The organism is Clostridium sp. SHJSY1 (assembly GCF_031626875.1).
Taxonomy (GTDB): Bacteria; Bacillota; Clostridia; order Clostridiales; family Clostridiaceae; genus Clostridium.
In genome coordinates this window covers 38535-52587 of the sequence record NZ_JANDMF010000010.1, presented here as the reverse complement: position 1 = coordinate 52587, position 14053 = coordinate 38535, and the positions used below count along the sequence as shown (strand labels likewise).

Annotated in this window: 12 protein-coding genes; 9 read left to right on the top strand and 3 right to left on the bottom strand. The window is 28.0% G+C overall.

Going from position 1 to position 14053, the window contains the following annotated elements; all coding sequences use genetic code 11:
- The first annotated feature begins 173 nt into the window (after window positions 1-173).
- From NNC19_RS07120 to NNC19_RS07080, 9 genes are all read left to right on the top strand, one after another.
- Entirely contained in the window at window positions 174-866 is a 693-nt protein-coding gene (locus NNC19_RS07120; protein ID WP_310937935.1) for a polyphosphate polymerase domain-containing protein, read from the top strand.
- 10 nt (window positions 867-876) lie between these two features.
- The gene (locus NNC19_RS07115; protein ID WP_310937934.1) at window positions 877-1557 is read left to right on the top strand and encodes a DUF4956 domain-containing protein; all 681 of its coding nucleotides are present in this window, start codon (window positions 877-879) and stop codon (window positions 1555-1557) included.
- A gap of 13 nt (window positions 1558-1570) precedes the next feature.
- Window positions 1571-3160, top strand: coding sequence for a CotH kinase family protein (locus NNC19_RS07110; RefSeq protein ID WP_310937933.1), 1590 nt, complete (start codon window positions 1571-1573; stop codon window positions 3158-3160).
- Between the two features lie 43 nt (window positions 3161-3203).
- Entirely contained in the window at window positions 3204-5456 is a 2253-nt protein-coding gene (locus NNC19_RS07105) for a glycosyltransferase family 2 protein (protein WP_310937932.1), read from the top strand.
- A gap of 43 nt (window positions 5457-5499) precedes the next feature.
- On the top strand, window positions 5500-5826 hold the full coding sequence (locus NNC19_RS07100) for a hypothetical protein (protein ID WP_310937931.1): 327 nt from the start codon (window positions 5500-5502) through the stop codon (window positions 5824-5826).
- Window positions 5826-7268, top strand: a complete 1443-nt coding sequence (locus NNC19_RS07095) for an MBOAT family protein (RefSeq protein ID WP_310937930.1) — start codon at window positions 5826-5828, stop codon at window positions 7266-7268. Before NNC19_RS07100 ends, NNC19_RS07095 begins: the two co-directional genes overlap by 1 nt.
- Window positions 7269-7284: 16 nt before the next feature.
- The gene (locus NNC19_RS07090) at window positions 7285-8511 is read left to right on the top strand and encodes a DHHW family protein (RefSeq protein ID WP_310937929.1); all 1227 of its coding nucleotides are present in this window, start codon (window positions 7285-7287) and stop codon (window positions 8509-8511) included.
- Window positions 8512-8546: 35 nt separating this feature from the next.
- Entirely contained in the window at window positions 8547-9383 is an 837-nt protein-coding gene (locus NNC19_RS07085; RefSeq protein WP_310937928.1) for an MBL fold metallo-hydrolase, read from the top strand.
- 233 nt (window positions 9384-9616) lie between these two features.
- Window positions 9617-10825 carry a macrolide family glycosyltransferase gene (locus NNC19_RS07080; protein WP_310937927.1) on the top strand — a complete coding sequence of 403 codons (1209 nt, stop codon included), beginning with the start codon at window positions 9617-9619 and terminating at the stop codon, window positions 10823-10825.
- A 131-nt stretch (window positions 10826-10956) separates the two neighbouring features.
- Here the strand turns inward: NNC19_RS07080 and NNC19_RS07075 are convergent, their stop codons facing one another.
- The 3 genes from NNC19_RS07075 to NNC19_RS07065 form a co-directional block, all read right to left on the bottom strand.
- Window positions 10957-11421, bottom strand: a complete 465-nt coding sequence (locus NNC19_RS07075) for a MarR family transcriptional regulator (RefSeq protein ID WP_310937926.1) — start codon at window positions 11419-11421, stop codon at window positions 10957-10959.
- Window positions 11422-11839: 418 nt separating this feature from the next.
- Window positions 11840-12376, bottom strand: a complete 537-nt coding sequence (locus tag NNC19_RS07070) for an amidase domain-containing protein (RefSeq protein WP_310938029.1) — start codon at window positions 12374-12376, stop codon at window positions 11840-11842.
- A gap of 215 nt (window positions 12377-12591) precedes the next feature.
- Window positions 12592-13989 carry an aspartate ammonia-lyase gene (locus tag NNC19_RS07065; protein WP_310937925.1) on the bottom strand — a complete coding sequence of 466 codons (1398 nt, stop codon included), beginning with the start codon at window positions 13987-13989 and terminating at the stop codon, window positions 12592-12594.
- Window positions 13990-14053: the final 64 nt, after the last annotated feature.

Genomic DNA, 14053 nt, shown 5'->3' with positions numbered 1-14053 from the left:
TATATATGGGGCATTAAGGGAAGTTGTGGGTATCGTTTAGTATTGATAAAGAGGAGCGATATATATAATAATGAAGTAATTTTAAAAAATATATATGAATAAGGAGATGAATATGAACTGTTTTTTAAAATAAATTAATTTGAAATCAAAAAAATTTACAAGGGGAAATAAGTATGGCAATGCTTGATGTTTTAAGACAAGAAAAGAAATATCTTATGTCATTATCAGAAACTAGAATCTTGTATGGACTACTTTCAAAAGTTTTACATGAAGATGAGCATAATAAAAGTGGTGGATACCTGGTTCGTTCATTGTATTTTGATACACCTTTTGATCATGATTATTATGAAAAAGAAGATGGCTTGGATAACCGTAAAAAAATTCGAATAAGAGTATATTCTAGTAAAGCAAAGACTGCAAAACTAGAGATGAAGGAGAAGTTTGGAAATGACCAGAGAAAACGGTCATTGACAATTTCACAAGAACAAGCCTTGGATATGATAAATGGAAATTTTGAATTTTTAATATCTATGGAAGAATCTTTTGCAATGGAATTATATTTATTAATGAGTCAAAAACTATATAGGCCAAAATGTGTAGTGGAATATGATCGTACTGCATTTATTGTACCAGAGAATAATACAAGAGTTACATTTGATATGAATATTAGAGCAAGTGAAAGTGATTTTAATATTTTTTCAGATGACTTGATTTTATATCCAGTTACTTCCCCAGATGATGTAACGATTGAAGTAAAATTTAATAATTTTTTACTTGGATATGTGAAAGATTTATTAGACTCTTGTGGAAAAATACAAGTTTCAAATAGTAAGTATGTACTTTCAAGAAGTATGAGTTATTTTTAGGAGGAAAATTATGAAGGAACAATTATTTAATTATTTAAATGGATCAACTAAAGCATTAACTATTAATGATATTCTAATCAACTTTTTAATCGCAGTTATATTAGGAATGGTTATTTATATATCATATAGATTATCTCATTCAGGAGCTGTATATAGCGCACGATTTAATGTGTCATTAGTGATGCTTACACTTATAACAGCTCTAGTAATGAATGTTATAGGTAACAATATTTCTCTTTCATTAGGAATGGTTGGTGCTTTATCAGTTGTAAGATTTCGTACTGCTATTAAGGATCCAAGAGATACAGCTTATGTTTTCTGGGCTATTGCAGTAGGTATTTGTTGTGGTGTTTCTGATTATATGGTGGCTGGAATAGGCTCAGTAGTTATATTCTTTTTCCTACTAATTTTTGGTGCAGTACAAAGTAATGAAAAGTACCTTTTAATTGTTAGAGGAACTTCAGGTAATGAAATAGAGATTGAACAAGTAGTAAGGACTTATTATAAAGAAAAAGCAGTTTTAAGAGTTAAAAATACTTCTAAAAATTCAGTAGAATTTATCTATGAGTTGTCAGCAAAATTAATTAAAAAGGCTGAAAGTAATGTTGAGTCTATAACTGAAAAAATGTATAAACTTGATGGAATCAACAATGTAAATATTGTATGTCAAAATGATGAAATAAACCGATAATGGGTGATTTTAAATGAAAAAAAGAAATAAAATAGGTTTTGTCACAATACTTGCAGGATTAACAATTGCTATTGGTTTTAATATTTATAATAACTATGCTGATTCAATCAAAAGCAAAAGTTCATATGATGAACCTATAGTTGTTAACAATAATCTAGATACAAGTATCCCCTTTGGGAATGATTTTATATTAAATTCAAATTTCTCAACACATTTACCACTTGTAGTAATTAATACAGAAGGAGCTGAAATTCCATCTAATAGTAAATGGAATGAGGAATTGAAAAGATTTGTAAGTATTTCAGGAATAGAGCCATATGTAGATGGTAGTATAAGTGTTATAGATAATGGAGAGATAAATAAACTAAAAGATACGCCAACAAATTATAGCAAAATTAAGATAAAAAGAAGAGGAAATTCTTCAATGCATTACAATAAGGGACAATACTTGGTAAAACTAGTAACTGAAAGTGGACAAGAAAATGGTTTATCTTTACTTGGTATGGGTGAAGATAATGAGTGGGTACTAAATGGAAGCATGGCAGATAAGAGTATGATGAGAAATTATTTGGGATATAGAATTGCTTCTCAAATAATGCCATATACACCAGATGCAAAATATTGTGAAGTGGTTACTGAAGAAAATGGAAAGTATAAGTATGAAGGGGTTTATCTATTAATTGAGAACATTAAGCAAGGAACTGATAGGGTAAATATTGCAAGTTATCAAAAGTCTAAATCATATAGTAGTTACATACTTCGTAGAGATAGATTTGATGAAGAAAATATAATGATAGACACATATGAATCAAATAGTAAATTAAGTGATGGATATTTAGGAGTAGTTTATCCTAGCAAAAATAATGTTACTGATGAAACTGTAGATTATATAAAAAATGATATTGAAAAGTTAGAAGAAGTTTTATATTCAGATTCTTATAATATATTTTCTACTTATTCGGATTATATAGATGTGGATTCATTTATAAATTATGCTTTGATTAATGAATATTTTGGAAATTACGATGCTGGGTATCATTCAACATATATGTATAAAGATATTAAAGGCAAGTTAAAAATGGGACCAGTTTGGGATTATGATCAATCTATAGATAATTCTAGACCAGACCCTATGGAAATAGATAAAATAGCATTTATTGAAGCACCGTGGTTTAAGCAATTAATGAGAGATCCTAAGTTTGTAGAAAAACTTGCTTCTAGATATGCTGAACTTAGGAGAAATCAGCTTTCTGATAAAAATATACTAAAAACAATTGATGAGGTTCAAGGATATTTAGGGGCAGCACAGCGAAGAGAATGGAGTCGGTGGGAAAAGGCATATTATTTAGGAAAGACTGCATTGCCTACATATATAGATAGTGATGGAGATACTATTCATAGAGAAAGTAAAGAGTATGAGCAAGAAATATATAAATTAAAGACTGTTCTTTCTAAGCATGGACAAGCAATATCAGAAGAACTTCCTAAATATAAAAGTGATGATATAGTTAAAGCTGAGGATAAAAGTATTAAAAATGGTTTATTAATAATATTATTTTTAGGATCATTTTTTACAGCAATAATTTATGCCCGCAGACGATAGAAAAGTCTGGATATCAGTATAAATAACAAAGGAGAAACTATAGATGAAGGATGTCAAAGAAAAGAAAGAAACTTTGAAAAATAAGATAACAGTATTTTTAGCAGTATTAACTGGAATAATATATTTTTCTTGGCGTATATTTTTCACACTTCCGTTTGAGTATGGAATAGTTTCGATGATAGCAGGGGTAATATTATTAATTTCTGAAATTGTTGCTATTTTTGAAGCTATTGAATTATATCGTAATGCTCAAAAAAGAGTTTTACCAGAAAAACCTACAATACCAGATGAATGGTATCCGGAAGTAGATGTTTTTATCGCAACTCACAATGAGTCAAGAGATCTTCTATTTAAAACAATAAATGGATGTATGAATATGGATTATCCAGATAAGAGTAAAGTACATATAGCCATATGTGATGATAGTGATCGTCCTGAAATCAAGGAATTAGCAGATCAAATGGGTGTTGGATACTTTGGATTAAGTAATAATAAACATGCTAAGGCAGGTAACTTAAACAATGCCATATCAAAAACATCTGCACCATTAATTACAACTCTAGATGCAGATATGATACCAACTCATAGATTTTTAATGGAAGCTGTACCTTATTTTTTCCTACCAAGATTGAAAAAGGTAGGAGATAAGTGGGTTGAACGCACAAAGGATGAAATAGATAAAGATTATAGAATTGGATTTATTCAAACACCTCAAAGTTTTTATAATCCAGACCTTTTTCAATATAATTTATATTCTGAAGGGCGTATTCCAAATGAACAAGATTATTTCTTTAGAGAAATTAATGTAATGAGAAATAGTAATAATGCACCTATATATGCAGGATCAAATACTGTGATATCAAGACAGGCTTTGGTTGAAGTAGGTGGAATTGCAACTGGAACAATAACAGAAGATTTTGAAACAGGATTAAGTATACAAAATAAAGGTTACACTACTTATGCTATTCCTACAGTTGTAGCACATGGACTATCCCCAGATACAATAACTAGCTTGATTAACCAACGTGAACGTTGGGGAAGAGGATGTGTTCAGAGTCTTAAAAAGATGAAGATATTAACAAGAAAAGATATACCTTGGAGTTTGAAAATTAGTTATATAGCAAGTTTAATATATTGGTGGTCATTTGTAAGACGCTTTGTTTATATTATATCACCTCTTTTATTTGTATTATTTGATTTACATATAGTAGAGTGTTCATTCTGGCAAATAATATGTATTTGGCTTCCATCTTATGTGCTATATAACAAAGTTTTAAATCAGATATCTGGGAATATACGAAATAATAGGTGGAGTAATATCATGGATACTGTTATTTTTCCATATATGATTTTACCAATTTTGTTAGAAACAGTTGGTGTTTCACAAAAAAAATTCGTTGTCACTAGAAAAGACCGTATTTTAAGTGAAACAAAAACTAACTTTAACTTAGCAGTTCCACATATGATTTTAGCAGGAGCTTCAATTTTAGCACTTTTCATTATGATGAAAGATTTAATACTATACCAAACAATACAAGGTACAATTATTATTTATTGGTTAATTGTCAATTTATATAATCTTATTATGTCAGTGTTCTTTATGATTGGGCGTACCAACTATAGAGAATCTGAAAGATATATTGCAGAGTTAGATGCTGAAGTAACAATAAGAGGTAAAATGTATAAAGGTGTAACAAAAGACATATCAGAAGGTGGGCTTGCGATAACTTTAAGCAAACCATATTATTTCTCTAAAGACGAGAGAATTATGATTAATGTTAGTAGTGACAGATATAAAGCTAGTTTTGTTGCGAATGTTACTCATGTTAGAAATGATAAAAACAATTGGATATATAGTTTTAATATTATAGAATTGGATTTTGAAAATAAAAAGCAGTATTTCCAATTAATTTATGATAGAGACCACAGTTTACCAAAGTATATAGATGATACATTAAGTGTATTTGATGATTTATATTTGAATCTTCAAAAGAGAATTAATATATCTGAACAATCACAACGTTCTTATCCTCGTATTGAATTAAATATAGAGATGATGACTAAGGATAAGATTCCTGTTTTTGCAATAGACTTTAACTATGAATATATATTGTTAAAAAATATGAGAAGAGGTGAGAAATTACCAAATGAAATCATATTGATGTGTGGTTCAAATATAGAAATGAAGTGTAAAAAAATAAGGCAGTTAAGTAGACACAAAGAGTGTTATTTGTATCAAGTTGAAAATAGTTTTGAAATTTATGATAGTGAAGAGTTTCAAGCATTGTTAGGATAATTATTGCTTTGATACAAAAGTAAAGAACTTGTTAGGAGGAAATATGAAAAACAATATTAAGTTCGTAAGAATAATTTTTATTGTAAATCTTATCTTTGGAGTATTACTATCTCCTGATTATGCTAGTGCTGAAACTATGCTAGAAAATGGAGCAATACCAGAAAGTGTACCAGATGTACATTTTTTTCTTGAAAGTTTAAATTCTGAAAGCTTTATATGGTTTTTTAGATGTATTTTCATAATAGGTGTATTAATTGCATTAATCAATTATTTATATTTTCTTAATTATAAAAATAAGCAAGAAGAAAATGAACTTTTTAATACTTTAGGAATAGATTTTACCATTAAAGATGAAGGGAGAAAAGAATAATGTTATTTGCAAGTAATACATTTTTGTTCTACTTCCTACCAATAGTATTATTGGGATACTATTTGTTTAAATTCTCCAGAGGATTGCAAAATATGTGGCTTTTCTTAGTAAGTGTCATTTTTTATGCTTGGGGAGAGCCTGTTTTTGTATTAATCTTACTTGCTTCAATACTGCTTAATACATTTTTTGGTATTATTATTAGCAAACTTAGAAGCAATCTAAAAGCTTCAAAAATTGCATTAGCTATTATATGTGCTATAAATATCAGTTTATTGGCTGTATTTAAGTATACAGGATTTATAATAACTAATATAAATAGTGTGGTTGGAAGAGAGATATTTGAAGAAGTGAAAATTGCACTACCTATAGGAATTTCATTTTTTACATTTCATGCATTATCATATGTAATTGATGTTTATAGAGGAACAGTAGATGCAGAAAAAAATCCTTTAAATGTTGGGTTATACATATTCTTTTTTCCTCAATTAGTAGCAGGTCCAGTTCTCCAGTATCATGGAATTCAGGATCAAATAAAAAATCGTAAATCAAGTTGGGCTAAATTCTCTAAAGGTTGTGCTAGATTTACATTTGGGTTAGGGAAAAAACTTTTGTTTGCAAATAGTTTTGCAATTGTAGCAGATAGAATATTTGATTTGTCTGCAATAGGAACAGAATTATATAATGTTCCAGTTATGCTTGCATGGATAGGAAGTATAGCATATACATTACAAATATATTATGATTTTTCAGGATATTCTGATATGGCAATTGGACTTGGATTAATGTTTGGATTTGAAATAGATGAAAATTTTGATTATCCATATGTTTCTTCATCTGTTACTGAATTTTGGAGAAGATGGCATATTTCAATGACAAATTGGTTTAGAGAATATGTGTATTTTCCTTTAGGTGGTTCCCGTGTAAGTAATGCCGATAAAATGGTTAGGAATATGTTTATAGTATGGCTTCTTACAGGAATATGGCATGGAGCAGCATGGACATTTATTGTTTGGGGAATGTGGAATTTCTTGTTCCTTCTATTGGAAAGATTCACTAACCTACATAGAAAAGATGGGAAATCTGTATTTAGGCATATATATACATTGCTTGTTGTGAATTTTGGATGGGTATTGTTCAGGTCAACAAATTTACATAATGCAGGAAAATATTTTTTAAATATGTTTGGATTAAATAATAATGGGTTTTATAGTGATTTAGCTATTACATTCTTAAGAGAATATGGTGTGTTCTTTGTAGTTGGAATTATATTCTGTTTACAAATTTCACGTGGATTAGCTAAATTTATGGAAGAAAATAAACAATCTATTGTTAGTAAAGTTTATGGAATGACATATCCATTTATATTAACTTCACTATTGGTAGTTTGTATATTATATTTAGCAAGGGGAAGTTACAGCACTTTCATTTACTTTAATTTCTAGAAAGGGGGTATAGTAGGTGAAACGTTATTTAAATAGACATAGTATTTTTGCAGTATTATTTATAGTTATGTTGTTTACTTTTGCAATAAAGAATATTAATCAGGAGTATCCAATATTAAGTCAAACATTACAAGGATTTAAAAACTTTAAAGATACTGAAAATTTAAAAGCAACTATTAAAGATGTAGATAAAACTATTAATGATCAACTATTATGGAAAAAACAATTTATGGAAGGATATGGCTACATACAAGTTCTCATTGGGAAAAATGAATTTAATAATTTTGACTATGTTAAAGATAATAATGGTTTTTTAAATTACGCAAGTTTATATGATGAAAAAGATCCATTGATTGGAGAATATGCTAAGCGTATAGTTAGACTTAAGAATAGTGTAGAAAAAAAGGGGACTAAGGTTATATTTATTAGTCCACCATCTAAATCAATAGCACAAACTTCTGAGAATTCTGAAGAGTTAAATATAAAAGATCATAATTTACTACAAAATGAATTTTTATTAGATTTACATAATAATGAAGTAGATTATTTGGATTTAAGAAAACCATTGTTAAATTCAAATATACCTAAGGAAGAGTTGTTTTTTAAAACAGATCACCATTGGACATCCCAATCAGCTTTTGTATCTTTTTCTGCTATAGTAGAAAAAATGAAAAGTTTGTACGGTGTAGATTTAGATCCTAATAAGTTTTATACTAACTTAGATAATTATAATCAGAGAACTTATAAAAATAATTTACTTGGATCTCAAGGTAGGGATACAGGAATTAATTATAGTGGACTTGATGATTTTACACTAATATGGCCTAAGTTCCCAACTAATTTTACATATGATAGTACAGATAATTATGGTGAAAAGGTGCATAAAGAAGGTAGTTTCGAACAATCATTACTAAAATCTGAAGCGCTTTACCATGAATCTGATATATATGAGGTTTCAAGTTATGAATCTTATATAGATGGAATAAGAGCCTTTAATAAAATTGTAAATCTTAATAATCCTAAGGGGCCTAAAATTTTAATGATTCGTGATTCCTTTAGTAATCCAGTAGAATCTTTTTTAGCACCAGTGTGTAGCGAAATACATGCTATTTGGCCATTAGCAAAAGAAGGAAAGGTAGATGTAGAAGAATATTTAAAGGATAATAAGTTTGACTATGTTTTCGTAATGTTATATCCAGGTAATATTAATGAAAGTGGAATTAACTTTTTTAAGAAAAAGTAATAGGACTATTCATACTTTGAAAGGAAGAAAATCATATGGGAAGAACAATATTTCGGATATGTGGCCTTATAGCACTTATATTCTTATTACTTGGAGCAATTTATATTGTAAAAGGACAAAATAAAGTGAGTGATTATAATGCTGATAAAATTGAAGTAAGTTTTTTAAAATTAAAGAATGATGCAGATAGTATTCTTATGCAAAATGGAAATCAAAATGTTCTGATTGATACTGGTGAAAAAGAAGATGCTGAAGATGTTATAGCTTATTTAAAAAGTAAAGAGGTGTCAGAAATTCAATGTTTAATATTAACTCATTATGATAAAGACCATATTGGTGGAGCAGAAGCAATAATTAACAATTTTACAGTGAAAAATATTATTAGGCCATACTACAACAAAGATGGAAAAGAATATACTGATTTAATAAATAAAATAGAAGAAAAAAATATTATTACAACTATTCCAACAAAGATATCTAATTATACAGTAGGTGATATTAATTTACGTGTATATCCACCTTTGAAGAAGGAATATGCTGATGATAATAATTACTCTTTAGTTACACTGGCAAACTACAAAGATATTAATATATTGTTTGCAGGAGATGCAGTTAAAAAGAGAAGTGAAGAATTATTAAATATAGATTGGCCTAAAATTAATATATATAAGGTTCCTCATCATGGGAGAGCAAATAGTAATTCTAAGGAGTTAATTAATTCTATTAAACCAGATTATGCTGTAGTAACATCTAAAGATGCAGATGCTACAATTAAAGACGCCTGTGAAGAAGAGGATACTAAATTAATATTTACAGGAGCAGGTACAATAACATTTTCTAGTGATGGATCAAAGGTTGTTTTAGATAAATAATATAATAGTGGTATTTATTAATTTAAGTGATTTAAGAAGAATAAAAACTAAAATTTTTATGGATTAGTATTTTTAATGCTAATCCATTTTTATTATAAGTTGAAAATACTTGACAAAAATCTTTGATGGAGCAATAATTTAGTAAATAAAATATTTATTTGATAAATAGTTTACTTAATAAATTAAATTTGTAAATACCTATGAAACAATAAAATTAAAAGGGGATGTAAAATATGAAAAAGATATTATTTTTTGGGATACCAGCATTTGGACATATTAATCCAACATTAGGTATGATATCTGAGCTAGTTAAACAAGGGGATGAGGTAGTATATTTTTGTACTGAAGAATTTAGAAAAAGGATAGAGAAAACAGGTGCTAAGTTTAGAGCCTATAAGGAATGGGAAGGATTTAGTAAAAACAAACCATCTATCCAAAATAAGATGGATATACAATTCATGATTAGAATATTGAAAACAACTTTGGAATCATGTGAAAAAGTAATAGATAATATTTTAGAAGAAATAGGAAATGAAAAATTTGATTATGTTGGATATTCAGCTAATTTTCCCTTTGGTAATATAATAGCTAAAATATTAAACATACCTTCATTTTCTTCTTTTGCAATATTCGCAACTCCAGAAGAAATGATGCCAAAAGAATTTGGAGAAGCTAGAAAAGCATTTGCTAATGATTCTATAATACAAGATTATAAAGAGATTTCAGATAAATTAAGCAAAAAGTATGATATAGAAATGCCAAAATTACAAGAATTATTCTTTAATAGAGGGGATATTAATTTTGCATATACATCTAAATATTTTGTTGCAAATATTGAAAAGTATGATGATACATATAAGTTTATAGGACCTCCTATATATGATAGAAAAGAGGATATATCGGATTTTCCATACAAGGAGATTAAAGGAAGAAAGGTTGTATATATTTCATTAGGAACAGTATATAGTAATTATGATATAAAACTTTATGATATATTCTTTAAGGCATTTAAAGATGTTAATGTAGCAGTTGTTATGACAGCATACAAGACAGATTTATCAGAATTTGATGTGCCAAAAAATTTCATAGTTAAAAATTATATTTCACAAACTGAGATTTTAAAATATGCAGATGTAGCAGTAACTCATTCTGGTATGAATAGTACAAATGATCTATTATTTAATAATGTTCCGTTTGTAGCTATACCATTAGGTGCAGATCAACCCTATATGGCAAATAGAGCAGCTCAATTAGGTGCATGTATATCATTGGAGAAAGACAAGCTTACTCCTGAAATCTTAAGAGATTCTGTGAGAGAGGTGTTAGAAAATCCTAAATATATTGAGAATATCAAAAAAATAAATGAATCTTTTAGAGAATGTGGTGGATATAAAAAGGCAGCAGAAGAAATATCAAAGCTAAAAGATATGGTTCTAGTATAAGATGCTAAAAGAATATGTAATGTATTAGTATATAAAAATTAATCTTTATCAAAATACTAAAACGAACTTTTGATAAAGATTTTTTATTTTTTAGAGAACTTTGTGATTTGTATTAGTTTTATAATAAAGGTTTATTTAACTGTTTTTATCTTTTTTAAATTATGAAAATCACTAATTAAGTTTATGATTCTAAGTAATTCTTTACTATCTTTTTCACCAAGAAAATCAAATAATTCATTAAGATTATTAAAGAACTTTTGCTTCATAGATTCAATAGCTTTAATCCCTTTTTCGGTTGCTCGAACAAGAACTATTCGCCTATCTTTTTCATTTGATAACCTTTCTAAGTATTCCTTTTTTTCTAAGGAATTAATCATATGAGTAACAGCAGCTGGAGTTATATTTAGAATTGTACTTAGTTCAGAAACTTTAACGCCTTTAATTTCTGGAGTTATACTATCAATTAGTAGCATCAATAATGTGAATTCATTTGGTTTAATATCATTTGATTGAGGCGCTTGCATAATCGTTTTTCTTAGTTGTATATATTTCTTAGCAAAATCCTTTGCAAGAACTATCTTTTCATTATCATCCATTTTCATTCCTCCACCATAAATTCTTTTGTAAAACGTTTACTGATACAAGTAGTTTACTAAAAAAATTATCATTCTAATAAATGTTTTTGTCAAGTTTTTTATTATATTGAAAATAAGTTTAGTAGTTCCAGTATTTAAAGTAAATCAATATATAATAGTGTAATATATCAAAGAAATTGAAATTAATTCTGTATAAATATAGCAATGGAAAATATATTAAATTAGCTCATGAATGGAAAAAATATAGGTATAAATAAAATCAGCATTTTATCGAATAATTAAATGAGCACTCAATTACTCATTAAAGGACAAAACTAATAAATTTATTTTCTAATGCATCTTGGTGGACAATGTTACTTGTCCACCTTTTTTATGATCAATTTTATAGAACAAATATAGTAACATTTTTGATATTCCTCTAATTATATTTTTTTATTTGATGAATATACATAATATCGTCTTTAGATCTTCCATGTAGATAATTTAGAAGATTCTTATCGTTATAAAAACCTGGCATATTATCTGAATGTTGAGCTATATAAACAGATGAATCTTTTGATGAATAAGAAGTTACAATTTGTGAATGTGTTGTGTTGTAAGGGGAAGTTCCATACTGAATTACATCGCCAGGATGTATCTGAAAGTAAATAATATCCCAATTATCAATCGCATCACCAACAGTGTATTCTCTATAATGATAGTCAAAACTCATAAGGTAATATCTAAAAAGAATAGCAGTTCTCCAAGTATCACTTGTAGGGGACCATGTTTCTGTGTAGCCTAAACCTCCAGCATATAAGCACTGAGAGATAAAATTTGTACAATCGCCACCTTCATCAATATAATTATAATATTGAGAATTTGGATTTTTAGCATACTTATTCGCATAAATTATTGCATCATCACTATTATAACAAGCTGAAGCAAAAACATTGCTTGTACATAAATAGAATATAATTATACATATGGATATTTTTAATATTGATTTTATGATTGTTCATCTCCTTTTAAAAAAAGTATTGTATAAATATGTGAATAAGTAAATTGTAATCAGTTTTATAATATATAATATGGATAAATATAATTTAATGTACAGTTAAATTATATGTAGAATAAAAAAAGTGAATTGTATAAATTTAATATTATAATACAAATCACCTTAATTAATATCTACTTGCCTGAAATATGAGTTCTAATTAACTCAGTTGGAGATAAAATTTTATCTATAGTTTCAATGGACAGGAGCTGCTCTTCTAATAAAATTTCTTTTATAGTCTTTCCAGTAGATAATGCTTTTTTTGATATTAAACTAGCTTTATCATAGCCTATATATGGAACTAAAGCAGTTGCAACAACCAATGAATTCTCCAAATTTTCTAAACACCTATTTTTATTTATTTTTAAGTTCTCAATACATCTCTCTTTAAAAATAGTAACACTCCTATCAAGAAGTTCTAAAGACTCTAATAAACATTCTGCTATAAGTGGTACAAATGCATTTAGTTCTAATTGTCCCATTGAGCTTGCCATAGTTATAGCACTATCATTAGAAATTACCCGTATACTAACTTGTGCCACCATTTCAGGAATAACAGGATTAACTTTACCAGGCATAATAGTTGAACCAGCTTGCATTTGAGGTAGAAGAACTTCTCCAATTCCACCATGAGGCCCAGAGTTAAGTAGTCTTAAATCATTTGAAATCTTAAGAAGATTTACACTACAAGATTTTAATAATCCAGAGGTTTCTACAAAGATATCACAGTTTTGTGTAATATCCATAGGGTAGTCAGATCTTGCTAGGCCAAGACCAGTTAGACTTTGAATAGTATCAGTCATCATAAAGACATATCTATTTGTGGCATTTAGTCCAGTACCTATGGCTGTACCTCCAAGATTAATTTGTCGTAATCTTTCTTCTACTTTATATATTCTCCAACGATCTCTTTCTATAGCTTTTGCATATGATCCAAAACTTTGACCAGCTGTCATTGGAAGTGCATCCATTAACTGAGTTCTACCAAGCTTTATTATATCTGCAAATTCATTTTCTTTAATTTGTAAGGATTCCTGCAAACTAGATAAAGAATTACTAAGCTTTCTAATCAATTTGATTGCAGCGATTCTAAGAGCAGAAGGGTAAACATCATTAGTGGATTGAGACATATTAACATGGTTAAGTGGATGAACTAAATCATAATCCCCTTTAACACCACCTAAGTGTTCAATTGCTCTATTAGCTACAACTTCATTTACATTCATATTAGCAGAGGTACCAGCTCCGCCTTGAAATGCACTGATTTTAAATTCATCATCAAATTTTCCATCTATAACTTCTTCACATGCTTTTATTATTACATCAGCCTTATCAGCTTCAAGGAATTTTAGTTTCCCATTTGTCATGGCTGCAGCTTTTTTTATAAGAGCAATTTCTTTTATAAGATTCAAATTTATAGTTTTACTGTTTAAGTCAAAGTTTTCTAAAGCTCTAATTGTATTTATTCCACTGTATGTAGAATTATCTATATTTTTATCACCTAACAAATCTTGTTCTATTCTATAATTCAAAGTGAACACTCTCCCTTAAATGTTTTATAATACTTATATTTTATATTATAATAGAAAATATAAA